The 25,612-nt window shown below is 73.1% G+C and carries 26 protein-coding genes and 1 pseudogene; 14 read left to right on the top strand and 13 right to left on the bottom strand.

The features are described 5' to 3' along the window. Positions 1-4 precede the first annotated feature (4 nt). Genes EV188_RS24585 through EV188_RS24560 form a run of 6 tightly spaced genes read right to left on the bottom strand, consistent with a single transcriptional unit; the run spans position 5 to position 5,668 of the window. Positions 5-1,480, bottom strand: a complete 1,476-nt coding sequence (locus EV188_RS24585) for an AMP-binding protein (protein ID WP_208114365.1) — start codon at positions 1,478-1,480, stop codon at positions 5-7. A gap of 12 nt (positions 1,481-1,492) precedes the next feature. Beyond that, on the bottom strand, positions 1,493-2,269 hold the full coding sequence (locus EV188_RS24580) for an SDR family NAD(P)-dependent oxidoreductase (RefSeq protein ID WP_133828961.1): 777 nt from the start codon (positions 2,267-2,269) through the stop codon (positions 1,493-1,495). Further along, on the bottom strand, positions 2,266-2,910 hold the full coding sequence (locus tag EV188_RS24575) for a TetR/AcrR family transcriptional regulator (protein WP_133828960.1): 645 nt from the start codon (positions 2,908-2,910) through the stop codon (positions 2,266-2,268). Before EV188_RS24575 ends, EV188_RS24580 begins: the two co-directional genes overlap by 4 nt. An 18-nt stretch (positions 2,911-2,928) precedes the next feature. Continuing rightward, positions 2,929-4,170: a cytochrome P450 gene (locus EV188_RS24570; RefSeq protein WP_133828959.1), complete on the bottom strand. Its 1,242-nt coding sequence runs from the start codon at positions 4,168-4,170 to the stop codon at positions 2,929-2,931. Then, entirely contained in the window at positions 4,167-5,300 is a 1,134-nt protein-coding gene (locus EV188_RS24565) for a thiolase family protein (RefSeq protein WP_133828958.1), read from the bottom strand. Before EV188_RS24565 ends, EV188_RS24570 begins: the two co-directional genes overlap by 4 nt. Next, positions 5,297-5,668: a Zn-ribbon domain-containing OB-fold protein gene (locus EV188_RS24560; protein ID WP_208114364.1), complete on the bottom strand. Its 372-nt coding sequence runs from the start codon at positions 5,666-5,668 to the stop codon at positions 5,297-5,299. The genes EV188_RS24565 and EV188_RS24560 overlap by 4 nt, the downstream gene beginning before the upstream one ends. A 228-nt stretch (positions 5,669-5,896) precedes the next feature. On the opposite strand from EV188_RS24560, the gene EV188_RS24555 reads away from it, so the two are divergent. The 7 genes from EV188_RS24555 to EV188_RS24525 all read left to right on the top strand — a co-directional run bounded on the left by EV188_RS24555 (position 5,897) and on the right by EV188_RS24525 (position 11,593). Continuing rightward, the gene (locus tag EV188_RS24555; protein ID WP_133828956.1) at positions 5,897-7,006 is read left to right on the top strand and encodes an LLM class flavin-dependent oxidoreductase; all 1,110 of its coding nucleotides are present in this window, start codon (positions 5,897-5,899) and stop codon (positions 7,004-7,006) included. Beyond that, positions 7,006-7,779 carry an SDR family NAD(P)-dependent oxidoreductase gene (locus tag EV188_RS24550; RefSeq protein WP_133828955.1) on the top strand — a complete coding sequence of 258 codons (774 nt, stop codon included), beginning with the start codon at positions 7,006-7,008 and terminating at the stop codon, positions 7,777-7,779. The genes EV188_RS24555 and EV188_RS24550 overlap by 1 nt, the downstream gene beginning before the upstream one ends. A 79-nt stretch (positions 7,780-7,858) precedes the next feature. Further along, complete coding sequence (locus EV188_RS24545) at positions 7,859-8,671, top strand: SDR family NAD(P)-dependent oxidoreductase (RefSeq protein ID WP_133828954.1); 813 nt, start codon at positions 7,859-7,861, stop codon at positions 8,669-8,671. Continuing rightward, a complete protein-coding gene (locus EV188_RS24540) occupies positions 8,668-10,065 on the top strand; it encodes a phenylacetate--CoA ligase family protein (protein WP_133828953.1) in 1,398 nt (465 codons plus the stop codon). The genes EV188_RS24545 and EV188_RS24540 overlap by 4 nt, the downstream gene beginning before the upstream one ends. 18 nt (positions 10,066-10,083) lie before the next feature. After that, the gene (locus EV188_RS24535) at positions 10,084-10,395 is read left to right on the top strand and encodes a hypothetical protein (RefSeq protein ID WP_133828952.1); all 312 of its coding nucleotides are present in this window, start codon (positions 10,084-10,086) and stop codon (positions 10,393-10,395) included. Further along, on the top strand, positions 10,392-10,892 hold the full coding sequence (locus EV188_RS24530) for a flavin reductase family protein (protein ID WP_243741970.1): 501 nt from the start codon (positions 10,392-10,394) through the stop codon (positions 10,890-10,892). Before EV188_RS24535 ends, EV188_RS24530 begins: the two co-directional genes overlap by 4 nt. Positions 10,893-10,930: 38 nt before the next feature. After that, positions 10,931-11,593 carry an NADPH-dependent F420 reductase gene (locus EV188_RS24525; RefSeq protein ID WP_133828951.1) on the top strand — a complete coding sequence of 221 codons (663 nt, stop codon included), beginning with the start codon at positions 10,931-10,933 and terminating at the stop codon, positions 11,591-11,593. Positions 11,594-11,809: 216 nt separating this feature from the next. Here the strand turns inward: EV188_RS24525 and EV188_RS24520 are convergent, their stop codons facing one another. Both EV188_RS24520 and EV188_RS24515 read right to left on the bottom strand, forming a co-directional pair. Further along, positions 11,810-12,238, bottom strand: coding sequence for a nuclear transport factor 2 family protein (locus tag EV188_RS24520; RefSeq protein ID WP_208114363.1), 429 nt, complete (start codon positions 12,236-12,238; stop codon positions 11,810-11,812). An 89-nt stretch (positions 12,239-12,327) separates the two neighbouring features. Further along, positions 12,328-13,965 carry a flavin-containing monooxygenase gene (locus EV188_RS24515; RefSeq protein ID WP_133828950.1) on the bottom strand — a complete coding sequence of 546 codons (1,638 nt, stop codon included), beginning with the start codon at positions 13,963-13,965 and terminating at the stop codon, positions 12,328-12,330. Positions 13,966-14,149: 184 nt separating this feature from the next. On the opposite strand from EV188_RS24515, the gene EV188_RS24510 reads away from it, so the two are divergent. Beyond that, positions 14,150-15,175 (top strand): 6-phosphofructokinase, encoded by a 1,026-nt coding sequence (locus EV188_RS24510; protein ID WP_133828949.1) that lies wholly within the window; start codon positions 14,150-14,152, stop codon positions 15,173-15,175. Here EV188_RS24510 and EV188_RS24505 read toward each other — a convergent pair whose 3' ends face one another. Beyond that, complete coding sequence (locus tag EV188_RS24505; protein WP_133828948.1) at positions 15,176-15,601, bottom strand: DUF3237 domain-containing protein; 426 nt, start codon at positions 15,599-15,601, stop codon at positions 15,176-15,178. A 64-nt stretch (positions 15,602-15,665) separates the two neighbouring features. Here EV188_RS24505 and EV188_RS24500 point away from each other — a divergent pair, with 64 nt between their 5' ends. Genes EV188_RS24500 through EV188_RS24490 form a run of 3 tightly spaced genes read left to right on the top strand, consistent with a single transcriptional unit; the run spans position 15,666 to position 17,726 of the window. Beyond that, positions 15,666-16,232, top strand: a complete 567-nt coding sequence (locus EV188_RS24500; protein ID WP_133828947.1) for a VOC family protein — start codon at positions 15,666-15,668, stop codon at positions 16,230-16,232. A 4-nt stretch (positions 16,233-16,236) separates the two neighbouring features. Continuing rightward, a complete protein-coding gene (locus EV188_RS24495) occupies positions 16,237-16,620 on the top strand; it encodes a nuclear transport factor 2 family protein (RefSeq protein ID WP_133828946.1) in 384 nt (127 codons plus the stop codon). Further along, positions 16,617-17,726, top strand: coding sequence for an alpha/beta hydrolase (locus EV188_RS24490; protein ID WP_133828945.1), 1,110 nt, complete (start codon positions 16,617-16,619; stop codon positions 17,724-17,726). The genes EV188_RS24495 and EV188_RS24490 overlap by 4 nt, the downstream gene beginning before the upstream one ends. Here EV188_RS24490 and EV188_RS24485 read toward each other — a convergent pair. Both EV188_RS24485 and EV188_RS24480 read right to left on the bottom strand, forming a co-directional pair. Then, on the bottom strand, positions 17,723-18,604 hold the full coding sequence (locus EV188_RS24485) for an esterase/lipase family protein (RefSeq protein ID WP_133828944.1): 882 nt from the start codon (positions 18,602-18,604) through the stop codon (positions 17,723-17,725). The two genes, EV188_RS24490 and EV188_RS24485, sit on opposite strands and share 4 nt — an antisense overlap. Positions 18,605-18,711: 107 nt before the next feature. Beyond that, positions 18,712-20,841 carry a DEAD/DEAH box helicase gene (locus EV188_RS24480; protein WP_133828943.1) on the bottom strand — a complete coding sequence of 710 codons (2,130 nt, stop codon included), beginning with the start codon at positions 20,839-20,841 and terminating at the stop codon, positions 18,712-18,714. Positions 20,842-21,132: 291 nt separating this feature from the next. Between EV188_RS24480 and EV188_RS33280 the strand changes: the two genes are divergently transcribed. The 3 genes and pseudogenes from EV188_RS33280 to EV188_RS24470 form a co-directional block, all read left to right on the top strand. Then, positions 21,133-21,210 (top strand): putative leader peptide, encoded by a 78-nt coding sequence (locus EV188_RS33280; RefSeq protein WP_424922955.1) that lies wholly within the window; start codon positions 21,133-21,135, stop codon positions 21,208-21,210. Between the two features lie 88 nt (positions 21,211-21,298). Then, positions 21,299-22,498, top strand: a complete 1,200-nt coding sequence (locus EV188_RS24475; protein ID WP_133828942.1) for an acyl-CoA dehydrogenase family protein — start codon at positions 21,299-21,301, stop codon at positions 22,496-22,498. Between the two features lie 214 nt (positions 22,499-22,712). Further along, positions 22,713-23,363 (top strand): annotated as a pseudogene (locus EV188_RS24470) (methyltransferase domain-containing protein); the annotation flags it as partial. On the opposite strand, the gene EV188_RS24465 reads toward EV188_RS24470, so the two are convergent. Beyond that, the gene (locus tag EV188_RS24465; RefSeq protein ID WP_133828941.1) at positions 23,364-24,872 is read right to left on the bottom strand and encodes an acyl-CoA synthetase; all 1,509 of its coding nucleotides are present in this window, start codon (positions 24,870-24,872) and stop codon (positions 23,364-23,366) included. Further along, positions 24,872-25,612, bottom strand: coding sequence for an SCO6745 family protein (locus EV188_RS24460; protein ID WP_133828940.1), 741 nt, complete (start codon positions 25,610-25,612; stop codon positions 24,872-24,874). The genes EV188_RS24465 and EV188_RS24460 overlap by 1 nt, the downstream gene beginning before the upstream one ends.

Here is a 25,612-nt window from a genome sequence, read left to right as displayed (position 1 = left end):
TCGATCAGCCGATCGCCCGCTCCCGACCGGCCCAGTGCGGCGCGCGGAGGGCCTTCTTGTCAACCTTCCCGAACGGCGTGACCGGGAGGTCGTCGACGAGCTCGGCGGACTTCGGGCGGGCGTAGGCGGCGAGGCGGCCTCGGGACCACTCCAGGATCTCGTCCACCCCGACGGAACCGACGATCACCGCGTGCACCGCCTCGCCCCAGTCGTCGTGCGGCACGCCGATCACGGCGACCTGGGCGACCCCCGGGTGCTCGGCGAGCACGTTCTCGACCTCGCTGCAGTAGACGTTCATCCCGCCGCTGATCACCATGTCGGCGCGGCGGTCGCGCAGGTGCAGGTAGCCGGCGTCGTCGAGGAACCCGACGTCGCCGGTGCGGATCCAGCCGCCGGGCAGGAACTTGTCCGCGGTCGCCGACGGGTCGTCGAGGTAGCCCTCGAGGACGTAGGGAGATCGCAGGCACACCTCGCCCGTCTCGCCGGCCGGGACCATCGAGAGCTGATCATCGACGATCGCCACGTCCGCCATGATCGACGCCCGGCCGCAGGAGTCGAGCAGTTCGGGGCGCGCCGGGTCGTGGTCGTCCTTGGCCAGCCGCGTGCCCCAGTTCGGGCACTCGGTCTGGCCGTAGAGCTGCACGAACACCGGCCCGAACACCTCGAGCGCGCGGGTGAGCCGCGCGGGCGTGATCGGCGCCGCGCCGTAGACGACCGTCCGTAGGCCGAACGGCTCGGGACCGTCGACGGCGTCGAGCAGCCGGTAGAGCATCGTCGGGACGAGGAAGGTCCACGTGATTCCGCGAGCACGGACCGCGTCGAGCACGCGCTCGGCGTCGAACCCGTCCTCGATCACGCTCGTCGCGCCCCGGATCAGCGCCGACTGGGCGAACAGGCCGGCGGCGTGGGCGAGCGGCGTGGTCAGCAGCAGCCGGTCGTCCTGCACGATCTCGGCTTCCAGCAGCTGCGCGTAGTGGACGGCGACGGCCGAGGCCTGGGTGTGCACGACGCCCTTGGGCTTCCCGGTGGTCCCGCCGGTGAAGTAGATGGCCGCGCGCGCCCCGGGTCCGACCGGCGCCGGCAGGGCGTCGAGCGGGCCCTCGGTCGCCAGCTCGTCCTTCAGGATCACCGGCGCCGGGTGGTCCACGCCGAACACCGGGTCGACGATCACCACCCGGGCCTGCGTCGCCGTGACGATGTACTGCACCGTCGACGCCGGCAGCAGCGGGTTCACCGGCACCTTCACCGCGCCCATCAGCGCGATCGCCACGTCGGCGACGACGAACTCGACGCCGTTGCCGAGGTGGAGCGCGACGGCGTCACCGGCCTCCACCCCGTACGCCCGCAGCTGCGCGACGACGGCGCGCGCCCGGCGCTCGACGTCGGCGAAGGTCCAGCTCTCCCCGCCCGACTCGATCGCGGTCCGGTCCCGGTAGCGGTGCAGCGCCGCCGCGAACTCGGCTCCGAGGGTGCTCCGCACGATGAGTTCCTCTCAGTGCATCGCCATGCCGCCGTCGACGCCCAGCGTGGTCCCGGTGATGTAGGACCCGGCGTCGGAGGCGAGCAGCAGCAGGGGACCGGCGAGCTCGTCGACACGACCGATCCGGCCGAGCGCCGTGACCGAGCGGACCGACTCGGCGCTGCTCTCGTGCGAGAGCAGCGGCGCGGTCATCTCGGAGGAGAAGAAGCCGGGCGCCAGCGCGTTGACCCGGATCCCGTGGCGGGCCCACTGGCGCGCCAGGTCGCGGGTCATGCCCAGGAGCCCGGCCTTGGAGGCCGAGTAGGCGGCCTGGGGGAGCTCGGTCGTGGTGAGCGCGAGGGCCGAGGAGATGTTGACGACCGACCCGCCGCGCTCGCCCGCGATCATGGCCTGACCGGCGGCGACGGCCACCTGGTAGGCGCCGAGCAGGTTGACCTCGAGCAGGCGCGCCGCGCGCAGGGGGTCGTCGCGCTCGCTGCGCCGCGCGTACCCGGCGCCGGCGTTGTTGATCAGCACGTGCACGCCGCCGAGCTCCTCCACCGCGACGTCGACCAGTGCGGTGCACTGTGCCGGGTCCGTGACGTCGGTGGGCACGGCGAGGCAGCGGCGGCCCTCGGCGAGGACGGCCTCCGCGACCGTGTCGAGCATGTCGCGGCGCCGGGCGGCCACCACGACGTCCGCACCGGCCCGGGCGAGCACGGTGGCGAAGGAGGCACCGAGCCCCGACGACGCCCCGGTGACGACGGCGACGCGCCCGTCGAGGCGGAAGGCGGCGCAGGGATCGGTCACGGCGTGGCGTCCACGGCGAGCGGGTCGGGCAGCGCCCCGAGCATCGCGCGCATGCTGCCGCCGGCGGCGAGGCCCCCGAGCGCGAGCGCGAAGATCTGGTCGGCGAGCCGGAGGTCCTCCTCCTCGCCGTGCGGCGTGAACCAGTGCTGCATCCAGTCGATCATGCCGACGATGGCGCGGGCGACGATCCGCGGCTCGGCGGCCAGCGAGAACTCGCCGCACGCCGCGCCCTCGGCGACGAGGGCCTCGACCGCCTCCATGTACCGGGCGTCCATCCGCCGGAACTCGGCGAACCGTGCCGACTGCTCGAGGCGTCCGAGGTGCTCGAGGTAGACGAACGCCGCGGGGTAGTACTCGCTGAAGATCCTGATCTGCATCCGGACGAGCTCGCGCAGCCGCACCGCGACGCCGCTGTCGGTGTCGGCGAGCAGCCGTTCCAGCTCGTCGAGCAGCGCCCGGGCGGGCTGCTCGACGACGGCGAGGAGGAGGTCCTCCTTGCTGTCCACGTAGTTGTAGACGCTGCCCTTGAGGATCCCCACGCGCGTGGCGATGCCCTCGAGGGTCGCGTTCTCGTACCCGTGCTCGCGGAACTCCTGGCCGGCGGCCTGCAGGATCTCCGGCCAGCGGCTGGGACGGGGCATGGGGGACTCCGGGTCGGCTCAGAGAGAGAACTGCGCGGGGAAGCGTTGCATGCCGCGCGACAGCAGGACCGGATGCCAGTGCAGCGGCTCGTCGTCCAGGCGCAGTCCGGGGAGGCGCGCGAACGCCTGCGGGATCGCGATCGAGGCCTCGAGCCGGGCCAGGGGAGCGCCCAGGCAGTAGTGCATGCCGATGCCGAACCCGAGCTGGCCGGACTTCTCGCGGGTGATGTCGAGGGTGTCCGGGTCGTCGAACACCTCCGGATCGCGGTTGGCCGACGACGGGCAGAGGAACACGCGCTCGCCGCGGCGCAGCACCCGGCCGCGCAGCTCGACGTCGTCGCCCATCACCCGGGCGACGGTCTTGGCCGGGCCGTCGAACCGCAGGGCCTCCTCGACGGCCCCGCCGACGAGCTCGGGGCGGGCGTCGAGCAGCCGGCGCTGCTCGGGGTGCTGCAGCAGCGCGAGGATCCCGCTGCCGATGAGGTTCGTCGTCGTCTCGTGGCCCGCGAACAGCAGCAGGACACCGGTCGCGATGACCTCGTCGTGGCTCAGCGCGTCGCGGGCGTCACGGGCGCTGATCATCGCGGAGATCAGGTCGTCGGCGGGCTCGCGCTCGTGGGCGCGGACGAGGTCGCCGAGGTAGGCGGTCAGCTCGGCCATGCCCTCGGCGCCGACGGCGTGCCGGGTCGCGTCGCCCATGCCGCCGAAGACCAGCCCGGTGATCTGGTCGGACCAGTCCTTGAACTGCTCGCGGTCCTCGCGGGGCACGCCGAGCATGTCGGCGATCACCGAGGCGGTCAGCGGGTAGGCGAAGTCGCCGATGAGGTCGACGGTGCCGGTGCCGCGCGCGACGATCCCGTCCAGGAGCTCCGACGCGATCACCTCGACCGACGAGGTCATCTCGGTGACCGCGCGGGGGGTGAAGGCGCGGCTGAGCAGGCGGCGCAGGCGCTTGTGGTCGGGCTGGTCCTTGAACACCATCCAGCCCTCGAGGACCTCGAACGCCGCGCGCACCCGCGGGTCGGCGTCCGGGCCCTCGAGCTTGGCGCGGCGGTAGGGCGTGATGCGGTCCGACGAGAACCGGTCGTCGCGCAGCGCCGCGGCGACGTCGTCGTAGCGCGTGACGAACCACGACCGGTACTTCGTGCTCCAGTGCACCGGGTCGTGCTCGCGCAGCGCGGCGAGCAGCGGGTACGGGTCGGCCACCGCCTCGTCGCTGAGCAGGTCCGCGCGCTCGAGGTCGATGTGCTGGGCTGTCACCGGGCCTCCAGCACCGTCACGACGCACGAGTTGCCGTCGAGGACCGACACGCCGCCGCCCATGGTCTCGACCAGCCCGAGGCGGGCCCCGCCGACCTGGCGCGCGCCGCACTGCCCGCGCAGCTGCCAGGTGATCTCCGCGATCTGCGCGAGCCCGGTCGCGCCCAGGGGGTGGCCGCGGGAGAGCAGCCCGCCCGACGGGTTGACCGGGTGCGCGCCGCCGAGGGCGGTGACGCCGCCGGCCGCGGCCTTGCCGCCGTCCCCGGGCGGCACGAGCCCGAGGGCCTCGGTGGTGACGATCTCGCCGATCGTGAAGGCGTCGTGGACCTCGACGACGTCGACGTCGGTGGCCGCATCGAGGCCGGCGGCGCTCAGGGCGTCGCGGGCGGTGTCGGCGACGATGTCGTGGCCCCAGACGTGGGGGGAGCGGTGGTTCCACGGCGCGCCGCTGCGCAGCGCCGCGCCGCGCACAACGACCTCGCCGGACCCGCCGGAGGCCGCCGTCAGCACCGCCGCGGCGGCGCCGTCCGAGGTCGGGCAGCACTGGAGCAGCGTCAACGGGTCGGCGATCATGCGCGACGCCAGCACCTCGTCGACCGTGTACTCCCCGGAGTACTGGGCGCGCGGGTTGTGCACGGCGTGCGCGTGGTTCTTCACCGACACGGCGGCGAGCTGCTCGAGCGTGGCCGCGCCGGTGTACAGGTACCGGGCGGCGCTCATGGCGTACATCGCCGGCATGGCCAGCCCGGCGCGGCCCTCGGGGTCGGTGGTCTCCGGGACGATCGCGCCGGAGAACGCCGTGCTCATCTGCTCCAGGCCGAGCGCGAGGACCCGCCCGTAGCGCCCGGTGCGGACGGCCTCGTGCGCCTCGACGAACGCCGTGGTGCCGCTGGCGCAGGCGTTCTCCACCGTGAGGATCGGGACGCCGGTGATGCCCATGGCCCGCAGGACGCGCTGGGCGACCCCCGCCGGCGCGAACACCGTGCCGACCCAGACGGCGTCGACGTTCTCCACCCCGGCGTCCGCGAACGCCTCGCTGACCGCGTCGTACGCCAGGCCCACGAGGTCGCGCTCGGGCTGGCGCCCGAAGTGGGAGGTGCCGACGCCGGCGACGGCGACCGGCGCGCTCACCGGGTCACCTCGACCTGGAGGTCGCCGGCGTCCGAGACGCCGGTGAGACGCGCGCCGCCACCGATCGGCGCGGGCTCGTCCCCGGCGACGTGCGCGAGCACCCGCGGCCCGTCCTCGAGGTCGACGTAGGCGAGCGCGTACGGCGGGGTGTGTCCGGGGACGGCGATCCGGACCACGGTGCTGCTCCACACGGTGCCGAGCGGGCCGAAGTCCGCGGGCTCCACCTCGGCGCCGCAGGCCGGGCAGCGCGGCCAGGCGTAGGCCACCGGCTCGGCGCAGGCACGGCAACGACGTCCCGCGACGACCCAGTCGCCCTGGGCGGTGCGGCGGATCTCCGGGCGCGGATCGCTGCCCGTCGGCGAGGTCATGAGCACTCCTGCGTCTCGACTGTCGACCATGTAAGCAAACGTCGAGTCGGCTAACAACACCAGGTTTGGCGCGGCGTCAGGAGGTTAACGACGAACCCGCGGGCCGAGTCTTGACACCACTCGTGAGCCGGACCACAGTGAGCCCAACGTCGATGGCAAACTCACGTTTGCCAACGCCGACCCCCCGCCCCCTGAGTGCGTGCTCGAGTCGAGCAGGAGGACCGATCGATGAAGTTCGGCTTTTTCACCATGCCGGAGCACCCGCCGATCGAGAACTGGACGCTGTCCTACGACCGCGACATCGCCGCGATCGTCGAGGCGGAGCGGCTCGGGTTCTCGGAGTACTGGATCGGTGAGCACCACACCGGTGGGTACGAGAACGTGCCGGTGCCGGAGTTCATGATCGCGAAGGCGTCGGCCCTGACCCACACGATCCGGCTCGGCACGGGCGTGGTGAACCTGCCGTACCAGGACCCGTTCATGGTCGCCGAGCGCCTCGCCTTCCTCGACCACCTCACCCACGGCCGGCTCGAGTACGGCTTCGGCGGCGGGGGGCTGCCGACCGACAAGGCGCTGTTCGGGCTCGAGCCCTCCGAGGCCGCGCCGCGGACCAACGAGGCGCTGGAGATCATCTGGCAGCTGCTGACGTCCGAGGACCCGGTCAGCTACGAGGGCGTGTACTGGAAGTACGAGAACCGCCAGCTGCAGGTCGGCCCGTACCAGGACGTCCCGCCGTTCGCGATCGCCGGCCTGACCGGCACGCACAACTACGCGAAGTGCGGCGAGAAGGGCTGGAAGCCGCTGTCGGTGCACTTCGCGCCCACCGACAACGGCACGTACATGGACGCCCCGGACCTCAAGGCGATGGGCGCCGCCATGCTCGAGGCGGGCAACCGCGCGGGCATCGCCGAGTCGGTGACCCGCGAGAACTGGCGCGTCGTGCGCGAGGTCTACGTGACCGACAACAAGGACCAGGCGCTCCGCGACATCCGCGAGGGCGTCAAGCTCTCCTACGACTACCTGTTCGGCCTCGGTCTCGGCGCCCTGATGAAGATCGGCGACGGGATGACCGACGCCGACCTCACCCTCGACTGGATGGTCGAGAACATCCCCTGGATCGTCGGCAGCCCCGAGGAGTGCACCCGCCAGATCCAGGAGCTCGAGGAGGAGACCGGCGGCTTCGGCACGCTGCTCATCAACTGCCGCGACTGGGTCACCACCGACAAGTGGAACCGCTCCCTGGAGATGTTCGCGCGCTACGTCATGCCCCACTTCCAGGCGAACCAGCGCATGGCGCGTCGCCAGAAGATGGCCAACGTCGCGCTCGGGATCGCCTGATGGCGCCCGGGATCACGCGCCTCGAGGGGCGCGTCGCGGTCATCACCGGCGGCGTCCAGGGGATCGGGCGGGCGGTGGCGCTGCGCGTCGCCGCCGAGGGCGCCACCGTGATCATCGGCGACCTGCAGGACGACGACTCGACCGCCAAGCAGATCGTCGCCGACGGCGGGCAGGCCACCCACATCGTCATGGACACGCGCCAGCGTGACGACTGGAAGCGCCTCATGGACGAGGCGATCGGCGGGCACGGCCGGCTCGACATGCTCGGCAACATCGCCGGGGTCACCAACACGTTCGGTCCCGACAACGTCGTCGACCTCGACGACATCGGCTGGGACCACGTCGTCAACACCGACCTGCGCGGTGTCTGGCTCGGCATGCAGGCCGCCATCCCGCGGATGCTCGAGAACGGCGGCGGCAGCATCGTCAACATCGGCTCGATGGCCGCGCTCAAGGGCCTCGAGAACCTCGCGGCCTACTCCGCGGCCAAGGGCGGGGTCGTGAGCCTGACCCAGCAGGCGGCCATGGAGTACGGCCCGCAGGGCGTCCGCATCAACTGCATTTGCCCCGGCACGATCGACACCCCGATCCTCGCCGGCATCACCGACAGCATGAAGAAGAACTTCGAGGCCGCGCACATCATCCCGCGCCTCGGCAAGCCCGAGGACATCGCGGCCGCCGCGGCGTTCCTGTTCTCCGACGACGCCGCCTTCTGCACCGGCGAGATCCTCCCGGTCGACGGCGGCTGGAACACCAAGGGCAGCGCCGGCTGATCCAGCCGACGCGAGCGCGGGACCGGCGCCTCCCCCCGGCGCCGGTCCCGCGCTGTGGTGACGACACGAAGGAGTCAGCGTGGACCTGTCCGGACAGACCGCCGTGGTGACCGGCGCCGGCAGCGGTATCGGCAAGGGGATCGCGAAGGCGCTGCTCGAGCGCGGCGCGAACGTGGTCGGGCTCGAGATCGAGCCGGCCAACATCAAGTCGGCGGGCGAGGAGCTCGCGGGCGGCCACCGTCTGGCCTGGTCCGAGGGGTCGGTGGCCGTGGCCGCGGACGTCGAGGCCGCCTTCGACCTCGCCGAGAGCCGCTACGGCACCGTCGACCACCTGGTCAACAACGCCGGCACCGCCTCGCTCTCCCTGGTGATCGACACCCCGGAGGAGGAGTGGGACCTCATCGTCGACACCTGCCTCAAGGGCACGTTCCTGTGCACCAAGGCCTTCGCCCGGCGGGCCCTCGCCGCGGGGAAGGGCGGCACGGTCGTCAACATCTCGTCGCTCAACGCCATCGCCGCGACCGACGGCCTGGGGCACTACTGCGCCGCCAAGGCCGGCGTCATGAACTTCACCAAGGTCGCCGCCGGTGAGCTCGGGCGCCACGGCATCCGCGTCAACGCGATCGGGCCCGGCACGGTCAACACGCCGCTGGGCGCCGGCTTCACCGTCGGGCAGATCGGCCAGGAGTTCCTCGACCGCACCCTCGTCGGGCCGCCGCGCCACCAGGAACCCTCGGACATCGCCGACGTCGCCCTGTTCCTCATGTCGCCGACGGCGGGCCGGATCACCGGCCACTTCATCCCCGTCGACGGCGGCCAGCACGTGCGCGGCCTGCACTCCTACTGGGACGTCGCCGAGGCGCAGGGCATCGTCGCGCGGCCGGCCCAGTGACGACCGAGGCACGGCCGCAGGCCCCCACCACCGACGGGCCCCCCCTCGACGACCGCGGCTTCCCCCGCTTCTGGGACGCCGAGCGCGAGACCCGCAGCCCCGCGGAGCGCGACCGGGTCGTCCTCGAGCGCATGCAGCACCAGCTGCACTACGCGTACGCCGAGCTCCCGTTCTACCGGCGCCACTACGACGCCCACGGCTTCCACCCCGACCAGGTGCGGTCGATCGAGGACTTCACCACCAAGGTCCCGGTGATCACCAAGAAGATGCTGATCGCCGACCAGCGCGAGCACCCGCCCTTCGGCAGCTACACACCGGAGTTCGCGCCGGGGCAGATCGCGCGCATCCACGGCTCGTCGGGCACCTCGGGGACGCCGACCATGTACGCGGTCTCCCACGGCGACTGGCGCCGCGCGGCCGACGTGCACGCCATGGCCCAGTGGTGCGCCGGGATCCGGCCCGACGACCTCGTGCAGGTCGGCTTCCCGTTCGGCCTGTTCTTCGGCGGCTGGGGCGTCGTGCAGGGCGCCGAGCGGATCGGGGCCACGGTCTTCCCGCTCGGCGTCACCGACTCCGAGCGCCACCTCGAGCTGATCACCACGCTGGGCTCGACGGTCTTCAGCGCCACGCCGTCGTACTGCATCCACCTGCTATCGGTGGCCGAGCGCCTCGGCATCGACCTGGCCGCGAGCACCGTGCGGCGCATCCTCGTCGGCGGGGAGCCCGGGGGCAGCCTGCCCGGCACCCGCAAGATCATCGAGGAGGGCTGGGGGGCGATCGCCAGCGACGCCGGCTCCACCTCGGAGATGTACCCGTTCCAGACCAGCGTCGGCTGCGAGGCCGGGACCGGCACCCACCTGATCACCGACGAGGTGTTCACCGAGGTCGTCGCCGCCAACGACCTCAACGCGCCGATCCCGGTCGGCGACCGCGGCGCGGTCGTCTACACCCACCTCTGGCGCGAGTCGCAGCCGATGATCCGCTTCGCGCCGGGCGACGAGACGTACCTGGCGACCGACCCCTGCCCCTGCGGGCGCACCTACCCGCGCCTGCCGGAGGGGATCCTCGGCCGCCTCGACGACATGCTCGTCATCCGCGGCGCGAACGTCTTCCCGAGCGCCGTCGAGACCGGCCTGCGCACGATCCCGGAGCTCGGCCCCGAGTTCCGCATGCTCGTGACGAAGGTGGGCGCCCTCGACGAGCTCACGGTCGAGGCGGAGCTGACGCCCCGCGCTGCCGGCGAGGCACCCCGCGAGGAGCTGACCCGTCGCGTCGAGGACGCGCTGCGCCGCAGCGTCCAGATCCGCGTGCCGGTGACCCTGCTCGAGCCCGGAACCCTGCCCGAGACCACGTTCAAGGCCCGCCGCGTCGTCGACCAGCGGCCGCGGGCCTGACGACGAAGGAGCCGATCGGTGATCGTCCAGCTGTCCGCGGACTCGGCCCACGTGGCGGAGCCCGACGACTGCGCCCGCCTGCACGTGACGACGTCCCTGCCCGCCGACGCGGTCGACGGCGCCCTGCGCGGGGCGGGGATCGGGCGCCTCGACGCCGAGGACGCCCTGCTGGACCTGGAGGTCCTGCGGACCCGCGCCCGCGCCGGGGCGCGGGAGCCGGACTGGGACGAGAAGTGGACGAAGATGATCGACTACGCGAGGTCGAAGGGCTGGGTCACGCCCGACGACGGCGCCGTCCGGGCCCACGTCGAGTACGGGGCGGACCGGTGACCACGGTGGAGAAGGTCCGCGTGCCCCTGACCGGTGACGACCTGCGCCAGGTCTACGGCCGGTTCCCGACCGGCGTCGTCGCGGTGTGCGCCGAGGTGGACGGCGCGCCCGTCGGCATCGCGGTGAGCACGTTCGTCCCGGTCTCGCTCGACCCGCCGCTGGTCAGCATCTGCGTGCGGACCGAGTCCACGACCTGGCCGCTGCTCCGGCGGGCGCCGCGTCTCGGCATCAGCGTCCTCGGGGCGCACCACGAGGGCGTGGCCCGCGCGCTCGCGGGTCCGGCCGAGCACCGCTTCCGCGACGTCGCCGTCGAGCGGCGGGACGCCGGCGCGCTGTTCGTCACCGAGGCCCCGCTGTCGCTGAGCGTCGGCGTCATCGACGACGTCGTCGCCGGCGACCACCTCATCGCCGTGTGCCGCGTCGACGAGGTCCTCGTCGACGACGGCCACGGCCCGCTCGTCTTCCACCGCAGCGCGCTGCGTCCCCTGGCCGCCTGACGGCGGAATGGCGGGGAGCCGGCCGAGGTTCCCCGCTCATGAGGATCGGCATCATCGGTGCGGGCAAGATCGGCGGAACGTTGACGCGGCGCCTGGCGGCGCTGGGTCACGAGGTGCGTGTCGCGAACTCCCGGGCACCCGAGACCCTGGCCGAGCTCGCGGCGGAGACCGGGGCGACGGCCGTCTGGGCGCGCGAGGCCGCGGTCGACGCCGACGTGGTGATCGTCAGCATCCCGCAGAAGAACACGCCCGACCTCGAGCAGGGGATCGTGGCGTCGGCGAAGCCGGGCGCCCCGGTGATCGAGACGAACAACTACTACCCGCAGCAGCGCGACGGGCGGATCGACGCACTGGAGGACGGCACGCCGGAGAGCGTGTGGGTGTCCGGGCTCCTCGGTGTCCCGGTGCTCAAGGCGTTCAACGGGATCAACTGGAAGCACCTCCTCGAGCGCGGCACGGCGCGCGGGGAGCCGGGGCGCATCGCCCTCCCGGTCGCCGGCGCGGACGGTCCGGCCAAGGACACCGTGCTCGCGCTGATCGACGAGCTGGGGTTCGACCCCGTCGACGCCGGCCCGCTCGAGGAGTCCTGGCGCCAGCAGCCGGGCTCTCCCGTGTACGGCGCGGACCACGACGCGGACGGCGTCCGACGTGACCTCGCCGAGGCGTCGCCGGAGCGCCCCGACGGGTTCCGCGCCGCCTGAGCCGGGGCCGGGATCGTTGCGGCCGGGACACCTCGCCCGAGCAGGTCGAGGCGGGCAACTCTTCGGTGAGAATGCTTCGATTTCCGAAGCGTTTCCAGCAGAGCGAGGACGCCCTGGTGAGCGCACCGGAACTCTCGCCGGGTCGACCGGCGAGACATGGGCGCAAGATCGCGTCGAGACGGACCGTCCGGCTCGACGCGATCTCGCGTCTAGACGTCAGCTCCCGGACTTGAGCTGTTCGTTCCGCATGATCGTCCAGGTGACCATCGCCGAGTCGAGGTACGCCCGCACCTCGACGATCTTCGCTCCCGGCTCCGCGGAGTCGAAGCGGCAGATCCAGCACAGCGCCTGGTCGTACGGCGCGCCGTCGAGGGTCGTCGACAGCGCGTGCAGTTCGGCGATGGTCGTCGCGCCGTCGAGGAAGAGGTGCTTCACCTCGAGCTGCGTGCCGTGCTGCATCAGGGCGCCGAGCCGCCCGAACGTCTCCGCGACGAAGACCTTCTTGTCCGTGTAGTGCCCGGCGAGCTGGTGGGTGCCCTGGACGGTCCAGTCGACGTCGTCGGCGACGCGCTCGAAGAACTCCGGAGTGGTCTCCGGCGAGCCGAGAAGGGCGAAGAGCTGCTCGCGGTCCTCGCGGAGATCCATGGAGCCCGACGCTAGCGACCCCCGCCGGGAGTGACCAGGCTCGTCTCGTCGGCGAGCACCGCACAGCCCGGCGTGGGCCACTCACCCCCTCAGGCCGGCGCCGTCGCCCCCGCCCGGCTCAGGGTGAAACCCTCGTAGCCCTTGGCGGCGACGTCGTCGCAGATGCCCCGGTAGACGCCGACCCCGCCGGCGTACGGGTAGAGCGTGCGGTGCTTGCCGGGGATGTTGGCCCCGACCCACCACGAGTTCGCCCGGGGGAGCAGCGTCGTCGCGGTCACCTCGTCGTGGTGGGCGACCCAGCCCTCCTCGGCCTCGGCGGTCGGCTCGATCCGCTCGATGCCCTGGTCGCGCAGGTGGCGCAGGCAGTCGGTGACCCAGTCGACGTGCTGCTCGATCGAGACCGGCATGTTGCTCAGCACCGAGGGGCTCTGCGGGCCGGTGATCATGAAGAGGTTCGGGAAGTCGTGGGTCGCGATCCCGAGGTAGGTCCGCGTCCCCTCGGTCCACTTGTCGACGAGCGAGAGCCCGTCGCGCCCGGTGATGCCGAGCTTGAACAGGGTGCCTGTCATGGCGTCGAAGCCGGTCGCGTAGACGATGCTGTCGACCTCGTACTCGCCGTCCGCGGTCCGTACCCCCGTGGGCGTGATGGCCTCGATGGGGGAACGTCGGACGTCGACCAGGGTGACGTTGTCCCGGTTGTACGTCTCGTAGTAGCCGTTCTCCAGCGGCGGACGCTTGGTGAAGAACGGGTGGTCCTTCGGGGCGAGCATCTCGGCGATCTCCGGGTCGTCGACCCGCTCCCGGATCTTGTTGCGCAGGAACTCGGCGGCCGTCTCGTTGGCGTCCTCGTCGAGGAGCAGGTCGTTGAACGTGGTGCCGAGCCGGAAGCCGCCCTGCGCCCACGCGTCCTCGAAGATCTCCTGGCGCTCGTCCTCGGGGACGGAGAGCGCGGTGCGGTCCGCGACGTCGTACGGGAACCCGAAGGCCGTGTCGCGGGTCCGCGCCCAGATGTCGCGGTAGTCGTCCTTGATCCGCCGGTCGAACTCGGCGGTCACGGGGTGGTTGCCGCCGGCGATGTCGTAGTTCGGCGTCCGCTGGAAGACGGTGACGTGGGCGGCCTCCTCGGCGACCTCGGGGATGAGCTGGACCCCGGTGGCGCCGGTCCCGATGACGGCGACGCGCTGGCCGGTGAAGTCGACGCCTTCGTGCGGCCAGAGCCCGGTGTGGAACGAGCGGCCGCGGAACTCGTCGCGGCCCGGGAACTCGGGCAGGTTCGTCGTCGACAGGCAGCCCACGGCGGTGATCAGGAATCGTGCGGCGTAGCGGTCACCGTCGGCGGTGGTGACCAGCCAGCGCCCGGCGTCGTCGTCCCACGACGCGGCGGTGACGGTGGTCCCGAAGCGGATGTCGCGGCGCAGGTCGAAGCGCTCGGCGACGTGCTGGAGGTAGCGCAGGATCTCCGGTTGGGCCGCGAAGCGCTCCGTCCACGTCCACTCCTCGAGGAGATCCTCGGAGAGCCGGTCGGAGAAGCTGTAGAAGTAGCTCTCCGAGTCGCAGCGTGCGCCGGGGTAGCGGTTCCAGTACCAGGTGCCCCCGAGGTCGTCGGCCGCCTCCAGCACCACCGTCGACATGCCGAGCGTGTCGCGCAGGCGGTGGAGCATGTAGAGGCCGGAGAAGCCGGCCCCGACCACCAGGGCGTCGAGTTCAGGGAGATCGGTCTCGGACATCGGCGTCCTCCTCGTCGGCGCCCGGCCCCCGACGGCCGTGTGGCGCGCGTCACCACATGGTGACGCTCCGAAGCCACTTTCTCGACCGCCGGTCGGCCGAGTGACCGCCCGCCCGGGAGCGCTCTGGGTGACCTGCGTCATGATTTGCGCGGACCATCTGGACCGATGACGGGAGCGCGAGCAGATGCGCGTGGGTGTGCTGACCGGCGGCGGCGACTGCCCCGGTCTCAACGCGGTGATCCGGGCGATCGTCCGGCGCGGTGTGCCCGAGTACGGCTACGACTTCCTCGGCTTCCGCGACGGCTGGCGCGGACCACTGGAGGCCGAGACCCGCCCGCTGGACATCCCGGCCGTGCGCGGGCTCCTCCCGCGCGGCGGCACGATCCTCGGCTCGTCGCGCACCAACCCGTTCAAGATCGACGACGGGGTCACGCGCATCCGCAAGAACCTCCAGTCGCTCGGCGTCGACGCGCTGATCGCGATCGGCGGCGAGGACACCCTGGGCGTCGCCAGCGAGCTCCACGAGAAGGGCGTCAAGGTCATCGGGGTGCCGAAGACGATCGACAACGACCTCTCGGGCACCGACTACACCTTCGGCTTCGACACCGCGGTGACGATCGCGACCGAGGCCATCGACCGCCTCCACACCACCGCCGAGTCGCACCACCGTGCGCTGATCGTCGAGGTCATGGGCCGGCACGCGGGGTGGATCGCGCTGCACTCCGGCATGGCCGGCGGCGCGAACGCCATCCTCATCCCCGAGGTGCGCTTCGACATCGACCAGGTCTGCTCCTGGGTGGAGAGCCGGTTCCGGCTGGACTACGCGCCGATCATCGTCGTGTCCGAGGGCGCAATGCCCCAGGACGGCGAGAACGTGCTGGTCGCGGGCGGGAAGGACGAGTTCGGCCACGCCCGGCTCGGCGGCATCGGCGACTGGCTGGCCCACGAGATCGAGTCGCGCACCGGCAAGGAGGCCCGCACGACGGTGCTCGGGCACGTCCAGCGCGGCGGGACGCCGAGCGCGCGCGACCGCTGGCTCGCTACCCGTTTCGGCCTGCACGCCATCGACGCGGTCGCGGGCGGGCAGTGGGGCCAGATGACGGCCCTGCGCGGCACCGACATCACGATGGTGCCGCTGCGCGAGGCGACCGAACAGCTCAAGCTCGTCGACCCGTCCCTCTACGCCGAGGCCGAGGTCTTCTTCGGCTGATCAGCGCCCCGGGAGCACCTCGGCGAGCTCGTAGACGAGGTCGAAGCCCACGCGCCGGCCGAGGCCGACGGCCTGGACCGTGTTGAGCCAGGCGTAGCGCGGGTCGGCGGTCTCGAAGGTCGGGGCGACGACGAGGTCGACGGGGATCCCGTCGGAGAGGCGGGCGCGGCCGCCGTAGCGCATGAAGATCACCGCGTCGTCGTCGGTCCGGAACGCCATGCGCGCGTCGACGTGGCAGGTGCCGTCCGGGGCGACGGTCATCCAGTCGTGCCCGGCCCGGCCCTGCTGGCGGGCGCGGACGCGGTCGCCGTCCCAGCGGCACTCGCCGACCTCGCCGAGGACGCGCCGTCCGGCGGGCAGGCCGTCCTCGATGGTCCGCTCGCGCACGGTGATGGTCAGGGTGCCCAGGGGGCGGGTCTCCGGCACGGTGGCTCTCCCGTCCTACAGAGAAGGGTTCCGACGGTCAGGATGTGTCCCTAGTCTCAGTGGGATGGGTAGCGCCAACAGCGAGTTCGACTTCCAGGGCATCCACCACCTCGCGCTCGTGTGCTCGGACATGGCGCGCACCGTCGAGTTCTACAGCGGCGTGCTGGGCATGCCGCTGGTGAAGACGATCGAGCTGCCCGGGGGCCGGGGGCAGCACTTCTTCTTCGACTGCGGCGGCGGCGACTGCCTGGCGTTCTTCTGGTTCCCGCACGCCCCCGACGCGGTGCCCGGCGTGTCCGCGCCCGCCGGGCGCCCGGGCGAGGTCGACCTGGCCAACGCGGTCGGCGCGATGAACCACGTGTCGTTCACCGTGCCCGAGCCGAAGTTCCTCGAGTACTACGAGAAACTGCAGGCCAAGGGCATCGACTGCACGCCGGTCATCGACCACGACGACAGCCCGCGCGGGATCGCCCCGTCGTTCCACGAGGGCGTGTTCGTCCGGTCGTTCTACTTCCAGGACCCCGACGGGGCGCTGCTCGAGTTCGCCTGCTGGACGCGCACGTTCGGGCCCGGCGACGTCTCGCACGTGCCGCGCACGGCCGCCGAGCGCACCGTCCCGGTCGGGCTGTAGCGCGATGGAGGGCGGCGACACCGACGTCGTCGACCGGTTCTTCGCCGCGCTGGAGGCGGGCGACTTCGCCGGGGTGGAGGCGCTCTACCACCCGGAGGCGGTCATGTGGCTCAACGACGGCACCGAGCGCGACGTGGCCGGGACGCTCACCGTGCTGAAGGGCCTGCACGCGGTCGTCGACGGCTTGCGCTACGAGGTCGCGCGCCGCCACGTCGTCGACGGCGGCGTCGTCCAGCAGCACGCGCTGTGCGGGCGCCTGCCCGACGGCACCGAGGTCCGCATGCCCGCGGCGATGTACCTGGAGATCGCCGACGGCCGGGTGCGCCGCATCGAGGAGTACCTGGACTCCGCCCACGCGGCGCCGATCCGGGCGGCACGGGGCGCATGACCGTCACCCGCGAGTTCGTCTCCGCCGTCTCGCCCTTCGCCCCGCGGGCGGGAGCGGGCGGGCATCCCTGCCAGGGGCTCTACCACCGCGCGGCCGGCACGAGCCCGCGCGTCGCGGTCATCGCCGCCCACTACGACGTCGACTTCGCCGAGCACTACCTGGCGCCGTACCTGGCCGCCCGCGGCTACGGCTTCCTCGGGTGGAACACCCGCTTCCGTGGCAACGGCGCCCACTTCCTGCTCGACCACGCCCTCGCCGAGATCGGCGTCGGCGTCCGGTGGCTGCGCGAGCAGGCCGGCGTCGAGCGGGTCGTGCTGCTGGGCAACTCGGGCGGCGGGTCGCTGATGGCCGCCTACCAGGCCCAGGCGGTTGCCGGGACCGTCACGGCGTCGTCGCTGGAGGCCGAGGACGCGATCGCCGACCTGCCGCCGGGGGACCTCTTCGTCTCGCTGGCCGCGCACACCGGCCGTCCCGAGGTCCTCACGGCGTGGATGGACGCCTCGGTGATCGACGAGACCGACCCGGCGGCCTGCGACCCCTCCCTCGACCCCTACGACCCGGCCCACGGCCCACCGTTCGACGAGGAGTTCCAGGCGCGCTACCGGCAGGCCCAGCGCGCCCGCAACATCCGGATCACGGCCTGGGTCAAAGCGGAGCTGGGCCGGCTGAAGGCCACGCGCGCCGACGACCGGCTCTTCACCGTCCACCGCACGTGGGCCGACCTGCGCATGATCGACCCGATGATCGAGCCGTCGGAGCGGCGCCCCACGTGGTGCTACCGGGGCGACCCGCAGGCCGCGAACTACGGGGTCATGGGCATCGGCATGGTCTCGACGCTGCGCTCGTGGCTGTCGATGTGGAGCCTCGAGACCTCGGAGTGCCAGGCGGCGCTGCACCTGCCACACGTCACCGTGCCCTCGCTGGTCATCCAGGCCCGCGGCGACACCGGCGTCTTCCCCGGCGACGCGCGCGCGATGCTCGACGGGCTGGGCGCCGACGACCGGCGCGTCGTCCTGCTCGGCGGCGACCACTACTTCCTCAAGCCCGAGGGCGCGCGGGACGAGGTGGCCGACGTGATCGCGGAGTGGCTCGGAGCCCGTGCCTAGTCCGTCCCCACCAGCACCGGGAAGCCGACGCCCTCGGCCTGGAGCGCCAGGCAGTCCGCCGCGGTCGGGCGGGGGAGCGGGCGGGTCCCGAGGGCGCGCAGGACCAGCCCCATCACCAGCCCGGCGCGGGGCAGCGACGCGTGGGGTGTCTGCGCCGACGGGCAGACCGACTGCAGCCGGATCGCCGTCACGCCGGGCAGCGCCGCGGAGTCGGCCGGCCGGACGATCCCGTCGGTCTCGGTCCACAGCGACAGCCACGGGATCGCGGGCCGCGGGCGGACGGCCAGCTCGGTGAGCAGCGCGCTGCCCGGGACGAGCTGGCGGCACGCCTGCTCGCACACCTCGGGGGTCAGCGCGGTGCCGGCGGCGGCGATCTCCGTGCCCTGCAGGGGCGAGCCGAGGGTGACGACGCGACGCACGGCCGGCGCGGTCCGCCCGGTGGCCAGGTACTGCCACACCGCCACCCCGCCCGAGGAGTAGCCGACGAGGTCGACCGTCCGCACGCCGTGACGCAGCAGGTCGCGGACCGTGCCGTCGATCATCGCGGCCTGGCTGCGCAGGTCCCCGGTGCCGTTCGCCGGGAGCGCCACGACGACGCTCGGCCGCCCGACGATGCGCAGCCGGAAGGCGAGGCCGACGAGGGCGTCGCGCGCGCCGCCGTAGCCGGGCACCAGCACGACCGCGCCCTTGTCGAGCGGGTCCGCGGCCGGGGGCACGCCCCACTCGCGGACGACGGCGTCCGTCACGAGCGTCGTCGCGGCGAGGAGCACCGCGGTCACCGCGAGCAGGAACGTCCGCCGCCGCGGCGCGCGGTCCCCGAACGGCGCCCACCGCGCCCACGCCGGCCACCCGTCCTGACCTCGTCGTGGACCGGCCATGCGTCGAACCCCTGCTCTGCGCCCCGGACCTCAGTATTCGACGACGTCCGCGGGTTCTCCACCCCGTCGCGCCGGCCCGGGCGCGGGCCGCCTGCTGCCGCGCCGGGTCAGGACGCCGACGCCAGCGCCTCGGTGAGCAGGGCGACGAGCGCCGCGTGCTGCGCGTCGGTGGACGACCCGAGCTCCTCGTCGGACCCGTCGAGGGCCACGGCCGCGAGGTTGGCCTTCTCGCCGAGGAGGTCGGCGATCCGGGCGTCGATCGTCTGCGCGGCGAGGATGCGCCACGCGGTGACCGGCTGGGTCTGGCCGATGCGGTGGCACCGGTCGATCGCCTGGGTCTGCTCGGCGGCGGTCCAGGGCAGCTCCGCCAGCACGATGTCCGAGGCGACCTGCAGGTTGATGCCCACCCCGGCCGCGGTCAGCGAGCAGACCGCGACGGCGACGTCCGGGTCGTCGACGAAGGCGTCGATGTTGCGCTGGCGGACGTTCGGGGTCTGGTCGCCGCGGATCGAGGAGAACCGGACACCCTGCTTGGTGAACAGCTCCTCGGCGGCGTCCATGACGTCGACGTGCTTGGCGAAGAACACGACCTTGCCGGAGCTGCGGGCGAGCTGGGCGGCGTAGTCGGCGGCGAGCGTCGCCTTCGCCTGCCCGATGCGGCGCATCATGCTGAAGACGTTGTCGCCGTTCGAGGCGCCGGCGGCGTCCTTCTGCTCCCAGGTGGCCACGCGGGCCACGAGGTCGTGGTCGATGCCCTCGACCGGGCCGGCGTCGCGGGCGGCGAGGGCGTCGGTGTAGCGCGACACCATCCGCTGCGCGAGGTCCCGCTCGGCCGCGCGGATCGACCGTCCGGTGGGCCCGTCGAGCTCGACGGGCAGGTCGGCGATGCGGCGCGCGGGGATGTCGGCGGCCACGTCGACCTTGCGGCGGCGCACGATGCCCCGGTCGACGACCGCCTTCCGCGCGGCGGGGTAGAAGCCCCGGTCGGCGGGCGTCAGGCCGGTCTCGGTGAGGGCGTCCATCAGGGCGCCGACCGGCTTCTTCACGTCGATCCAGCCGAGGAACTCCCAGATGGCGAGGAAGTCCTCGATGTCGTTGATCAGCGGCGTGCCGGTCAGGGCCATGAGCAGCGGGTTCGCGGTGAACGACCGGATCCGCTCGGAGAGCGCCAGCACGTGCTGCGAGCGCTGCGAGGTCTTGTTCTTGATGAAGTGCGCCTCGTCGACGACCATCCCGCGGAAGCCGAAGTCGCGCAGCCACCCGACGTGCCGGTCGAGCACCTCGTAGTTGACGACGACGATGTCGGCGAACCCGTCGACGTTGTGGCCGTCGCCCTGGATCGCGGTGGCCTTGCGGCGCGTCGACCACAGGCCGGCCTCGCGGACCCAGTTGGTCTTGACGACGTTGGGGGTGACGACGAGCAGCGGGTACGCCTTCGCCGCCTCGGCCGCGAGCAGGGCCTGGGCGGTCTTGCCCAGCCCGGGCTCGTCGGCGAGCAGGAAGGTCCGGTGGCCCTCGGCGGCGGCCGCGACGACCCCCGCCTGGTGCGGCATGAGCTCCTTGCCGCCGGCGGCCTTGCGCGAGCCGGAGCCCGGGAGCTCCATCGTCGCCGAGCCCTCGCCGGCGCGCTCGAACGAGCGCAGCAGCGGGTCGAGCAGCTCCCAGCCGTCGAGGCGGGTCGGACGGGCCGCGGCCGGGCGGGCGGCCGAGAAGTCGGGGGCGAGGAAGGGGTTCGCCATCTGGCGCGAGACGACCGACTGCGGCACCACGCCCTGCTTGACGGGCGCCGGGGCCGGCTCGTCCTCCTCCTCGGCGGGCGGGGCCTCCTCGCGCTCCGGCGTGATGCCGGCGCGGCGCATCATGTCGCGCTCGAGCGAGCGGGCCTCGTCGGAGACGACGGCGTCCTCGCCGAGCAGCGCCAGGAGCGCCTGGTCGCGGACGGCGGTCTTCGCGAGCGACGTGGCGATCTCGTCGAGCTTCTTGAGCCGGTCGCCCTTGCGCGCGTCGCTGAGGTCGTCGTTCGCCCGGATGCGCGCGCGCTCGTCGCGCAGCAGCAGGGCGACCGCCTGGAACTTGGTGCGGGTCGCCGACGTCGGCCTGCCCTTCTTCAGGGCGGCGCCGATCTCGTCGACGGCGCGCGTGAGGACCGAGACGACGTCCTCGCGCCGGCGTCCGCGCTGCGGGCGACCGGGGTTGCCGCGGCGGCCCCGGGACTGGGGCTGGCCTCGACGAGCCATGTGCCTCCTCCGCACGACATACGAGATGTCGTGCCTGGTGCTGAGGTCGCGGGGGAGCCGGTTGGCTCCTCCACGGGCGCGGGTCGGACCGCGGGTCCCGCGGCAGATCGACGCGGTGTGATCCCGGCGGCGCGACGGAACAGCGCCTCGGTCCGGCTCACTGGTCCACCACCCGAGGGGTGGTGGACGGCGTGCCGTACATCCAGCATACGCCGAACCCCGCGAATGCGTCGCAGCGACGCGCCCGGTCGACCGCTGCGGACCCGGGGACCGCCGGGCTAGGGTCGTTCCATGCTCGCCGGGGCCCTGCTGACCACCCGGGATCACATCGATCTCGCGCGCGTGTCGTCGGCCCTCTGTCGCCGCTGAGCCGCTCCCTCGACCTCCTCCTCCCGCCGGACCGCGGCCGCGCCCGCGCGCGCCGCTCCGGCGTGCCCTCCTGCCGAAGGACACCGCCATGACCGCGACGGCCACCGCCCCGTTCACCGACGACCAGCTCGACGAGATCTTCACCCCGGTCTACGCCCGCATCGCCGACGGTGCGGTGCAGCGCGAGCAGGACCGCTCCCTGGCCCACGACGAGGTCGCCGCGCTCAAGGAGGCCCGGTTCGGGGCGCTGCGCGTGCCGGTCGATCTCGGCGGCTACGGCGCCTCGGTGCGCCAGCTCTTCCGCCAGCTCGTCCTGCTCGCCGCCGCCGAGTCGAACCTGCCGCAGGCGCTGCGCGTGCACTGGTGGTTCGTCGAGGAGCAGCTGCTCGCGCCGGACGGCCCCGAGCGGGAGCGCTGGCTGCGCGCGGCCGCCGACGGCGTGCTCGTCGGCAACGCGATCTCCGAGCCCGGCGTCGGCGCGATCGACCGCTACAGCACGGCGGTGACCCCGGACGGGGCCGACCTGCGCCTGTCCGGCACGAAGTACTACAGCACCGGCAGCCTCTACGCCGACCACATCGTCGTGGCCGCCGACCAGGACGGCGAACGCGTCGCGGTCCTCGTGGACGCCGACGCCGACGGCGTGACCCAGCACGACGACTGGGACGGCTTCGGTCAGCGCCTCACCGCCAGCGGCACCACCGAGTTCAGCGACGTGGCGGTGCCCGCCGACCGGGTCCTCGGCCCCGGCTACGGGACGCCGGGCCGGACGTACGGCACGTCGTACCTGCAGCTGGTGCAGCTCTCGGTGCTCGCCGGCATCGCCCAGCGGGCCACCGACGACGTCACCGGCTGGGTGCGCGACCGCACCCGCACCTTCACCCACGCGCCCGCCGACCTGCCGCGCCACGACCCGCTCGTGCAGCAGGTCATCGGGAAGCTGTCGGCCACCGCCTACGCGGCGCGCACCCTCGTGCTCGACATCGCCGACCAGCTCGACCACCTGCTCGCCACCGACAGCTCGGACGCCGACCTGCTCGACCGCGTCGAGGTCGACGTCGCCCGCGCCCAGGCCGTCGTCATCCCGACCGTCCTCGACGCCACGACGCAGCTGTTCGAGGTGGGCGGGGCGTCGATCACGTCGGAGAAGCTGCGTCTCGACCGGCACTGGCGCAACGCCCGCACGATCTCCGTGCACAACCCGCTGATCTACAAGCTGCAGACGATCGGCGACCACGTCCTCAACGGCGCCGAGCTGCCCTACGCGTGGAGCGCCGGTCGCCGCTGATCTGCGGCCGAACGGTGGCCCCGGGGAGGGGGTGACACCCCTATCGTGGCTCCCTCCCCGGGAGAGCGAGGCCGTCGATGACCCTGCTGCAGTTCGGGGACGAGGGTGCCCGTCGGATCGAGCGCGTCTACGCCACGCCCGACGTGGTCGAGCAGCGCCGGCAGGTCCTCGACCTCCTGCGCCCCGTCGCCGGTGAGGAGGTCTCGACGTCGGGTCCGGGCCCGGCTTCCTCCTGCGCTCGATCGCCGAGGCCGTCGGGCCCGCGGGGTCCGCGCGGGGTCTGGACCCGAGCCCGGCGATGAACGCCATGGCCCAGGCCCGCTGCGCCGACGTCGCCTGGGTCGGGATCGACGAGGGCGGCGCCGAGGGCCTGCCGTACGCCGCCGGGTCGTTCGACGCCGTCGTGTCGACCCAGGTCTACGAGTACGTCGTCGACGTCGCGGCCGCGCTCGTCGAGGTCCGGCGGGTCCTGCGCCCCGGCGGGCGGGTGGTCATCCTCGACACCGACTGGGAGTCCGTGGTCTGGCACGCGGGAGACCGCGAGCTGCACCGGCGCGTCATGGCGGCGTGGGAGGAGCACCTCGTCGACCCGCGCCTGCCCCGCACCCTCCCCGGCCTGCTGGAGCGGGCGGGGTTCCGCGTCACCGACCGCCGCCTGGTCCCCATGTTTAACCCCGAGTACGCCGAGGAGACCTACAGCGCCGGCACGATCGACACCATCGGCGCCTTCGTGACCGGCCGCCAGGGACTGGGCGAGGACGACGTGGCGCGCTGGGCCGCGGACCTGCGCTCCCGCGGCACCGACTACCTGTTCAGCCTCAACCGGTACGCCTTCGTCGCGGTCGCGACGGGCGACCCGCCCTGATCATCGCGTGACGGCGGCCGCCGCCGACCCGAAGCGCGCCCGCAGGTCCCGCTTGAGGATCTTCCCCGTGGCGTTGCGCGGGATCTCCTCGACGAGCTCCACCGCCCGCGGGCACTTGTAGCCCGCGAGCCGTCCCCGGCAGTGGGCGACGACGTCCTCCGCGCTCACCGACCCGACCACGATCGCCGTCACCCGTTCGCCCCACTGCTCGTCGGGCACGCCGATCACCGCGACGTCGACGACGCCCGGGTGCTCGCTGAGCACGCGCTCGACCTCGGCGGGGTACACGTTCTCGCCGCCGGTGATCACCATGTCCTTCGTCCGGTCGACGATGGTGAGGTAGCCGTCGGCGTCGCGGACGGCGACGTCGCCGGTGTGGAACCAGCCGTCGACCAGGGCCTCGGCGGTGGCGTCCGGACGCTGCCAGTAGCCGACGAAGACGTTCGGCCCCCTGATCGTCAGCTCGCCCGGCGTGCCGTCCGGGGCGTCGACCCGGGCCTCGACGTGCCGCAGGGGCAGGCCGACCGAGCCCGCCTTCGCGGGGACCGCGGACCGGTCCATCACCGTGCACGTCGGGCTGGTCTCGGTGAGCCCGAAGCCCTCGAGGAACGCCCAGCCGCGGTCGGCGAAGTGCCGGATGACGGGCAGCGGGCAGGGCGCCCCACCGCTGAGGACCCAGCGCACCCGCGACCCGTCGAAGTCGACCACGTCGGCCCGCATGAGCATCGCCCACATCGCCGGCACCAGGAACTGGACCGTGACGCCCTCGCGCGCCATCAGTGCCGCCGTCTCCACGGGATCGAAGCGCGGCACGGTGACGACCGTGCCGCCGAGGTAGAGCAGCGGCAGCGTGAAGATCCCGAGCGCGCCGATGTGGAAGAGCGGGGCGACCGAGAGGGTGACGTCGGAGCGCAGGAGCCCCTCGCCCGCCGAGACCATGTTGATCGCGTTCCACGTCAGGTTCCCGTGGGTCAGCATCGCGCCCTTGGGGCTGCCCGTGGTGCCCGACGTGTACATGATCAGCACAAGGTCGTCCGCGCCCGCGGCGACCGTGGGCCCCGGTCCGGCGCCGGTCAGGAACTCGTGGAGGGACTCGAGGCCGGTCGCCGGTCCCCCGAGCACGACCGTGCGCCCGATCCCGACACGCTCCGCGACCTCGGCGGCGGGGCCGGCGAGGTCCGCGGACGCGAAGAGGAACGAGGCGCCGGCGTCGGACAGCACGAAGGTGATCTCGTCGGGCGTGAGCCGGAAGTTCACCGGCACCCCGACCGCACCGATCCGCGCGATCGCGAAGACCACGGCCAGCATGTCGGGATGGTTGGTCGAGAGCAGGCCCACGCGGTCGCCGGCGCGGACGCCCGCCGTGTCGAGCGCGCCCCCGATCCGGGAGACCCGGTCGGCGAGCTCCGCGTAGGTCGAGCGCTCGCCCGTCACGCCGTCGACCAGCGCGACGGCGTGCGGGCGGCGCCGGGCCTGCGCCGCGGGCCAGTCCCCGAGGGAGAGGTCCATCAGGGGAGCAGCGGCCCGGCCGCCCGCGCCCCGGCGAGCAGCTCCTGCGCCTCGTCCTCGGTCAGCGCCGCCTCGACGACGCGACCGCACGCGGCGTCGACCGCGGCCGAGACCTCGGCCATCTCCGCCGAACGGCTGCCGGCCTCGGGCCAGGGCTTCGGCCACCCGAACGCCTCGGCGTAGAACTCGCCGCCGTCGGACATGATCGCCTCGACCGGGGTCAGCCCGGCCGCGGTGACCGCGGCGACGTGGACGCCGCCGCGCCACTCGCGGAGCAGGTTGAGCGCGTGCGCGGCGCGGGCCCGCGGAGCGCCCGGACGGGGCATCGCCCGCCAGGCCGCGAACAGCGGGGTCCCGGGCGCCGCGTCGACGACGGCGGTGGCGAGGTCGGCGAGCCGTCCCGCGGTGGCCTCGTCGAGGCCACCGAGCTTCTCCTCGCCGTACTCGGCGCACGCCTCGGCGAACGTCCGGGCGGCGGTCTCCCGGCTGCACACCTTGCCGACCGCGGGCCAGAGCTGGGCCGCCGCGCCGGGGGCGAGGAAGCCGTGCGCGGTGGCCGCGACCTCGGGCGTCGTGTCGCCGAGGACCCCGAGCCGTCCCGCCACGTAGAGCTGCAGGGGGTCGGGGAAGCCGAGCTCCTCGGCTTTCGCCGCGGTGGGCGGGGCCAGCATGAAGGAGCCGGCGGTGTCGTAGAGGGTCCGCCCCAGCTCGCGGGCGGTGTCGGTGCCATGGTCAGCCAT

Origin of the sequence: Actinomycetospora succinea, from assembly GCF_004363095.1 — a bacterium.
Classification (GTDB): domain Bacteria; phylum Actinomycetota; class Actinomycetes; order Mycobacteriales; family Pseudonocardiaceae; genus Actinomycetospora; species Actinomycetospora succinea.
This window is presented reverse-complemented; position numbering and strand designations above follow the sequence as displayed.

Excerpts from the sequence above, each read along its gene's own strand:
- EV188_RS33280 (WP_424922955.1), top strand. The coding sequence starts at position 21,133 with ATGCTCGCCGGGGCCCTGCTGACCACCCGGGATCACATCGATCTCGCG.
- EV188_RS24485 (WP_133828944.1), bottom strand. The coding sequence starts at position 18,604 with ATGGCCGGTCCACGACGAGGTCAGGACGGGTGGCCGGCGTGGGCGCGG.
- EV188_RS24460 (WP_133828940.1), bottom strand. The coding sequence starts at position 25,612 with ATGGCTGACCATGGCACCGACACCGCCCGCGAGCTGGGGCGGACCCTC.
- EV188_RS24500 (WP_133828947.1), top strand. The coding sequence starts at position 15,666 with ATGGGTAGCGCCAACAGCGAGTTCGACTTCCAGGGCATCCACCACCTC.
- EV188_RS24525 (WP_133828951.1), top strand. The coding sequence starts at position 10,931 with ATGAGGATCGGCATCATCGGTGCGGGCAAGATCGGCGGAACGTTGACG.
- EV188_RS24465 (WP_133828941.1), bottom strand. The coding sequence starts at position 24,872 with ATGGACCTCTCCCTCGGGGACTGGCCCGCGGCGCAGGCCCGGCGCCGC.
- EV188_RS24550 (WP_133828955.1), top strand. The coding sequence starts at position 7,006 with ATGGCGCCCGGGATCACGCGCCTCGAGGGGCGCGTCGCGGTCATCACC.
- EV188_RS24520 (WP_208114363.1), bottom strand. The coding sequence starts at position 12,238 with ATGGATCTCCGCGAGGACCGCGAGCAGCTCTTCGCCCTTCTCGGCTCG.
- EV188_RS24510 (WP_133828949.1), top strand. The coding sequence starts at position 14,150 with ATGCGCGTGGGTGTGCTGACCGGCGGCGGCGACTGCCCCGGTCTCAAC.
- EV188_RS24575 (WP_133828960.1), bottom strand. The coding sequence starts at position 2,910 with ATGCCCCGTCCCAGCCGCTGGCCGGAGATCCTGCAGGCCGCCGGCCAG.
- EV188_RS24560 (WP_208114364.1), bottom strand. The coding sequence starts at position 5,668 with ATGACCTCGCCGACGGGCAGCGATCCGCGCCCGGAGATCCGCCGCACC.
- EV188_RS24515 (WP_133828950.1), bottom strand. The coding sequence starts at position 13,965 with ATGTCCGAGACCGATCTCCCTGAACTCGACGCCCTGGTGGTCGGGGCC.
- EV188_RS24475 (WP_133828942.1), top strand. The coding sequence starts at position 21,299 with ATGACCGCGACGGCCACCGCCCCGTTCACCGACGACCAGCTCGACGAG.
- EV188_RS24480 (WP_133828943.1), bottom strand. The coding sequence starts at position 20,841 with ATGGCTCGTCGAGGCCAGCCCCAGTCCCGGGGCCGCCGCGGCAACCCC.
- EV188_RS24495 (WP_133828946.1), top strand. The coding sequence starts at position 16,237 with ATGGAGGGCGGCGACACCGACGTCGTCGACCGGTTCTTCGCCGCGCTG.
- EV188_RS24555 (WP_133828956.1), top strand. The coding sequence starts at position 5,897 with ATGAAGTTCGGCTTTTTCACCATGCCGGAGCACCCGCCGATCGAGAAC.
- EV188_RS24490 (WP_133828945.1), top strand. The coding sequence starts at position 16,617 with ATGACCGTCACCCGCGAGTTCGTCTCCGCCGTCTCGCCCTTCGCCCCG.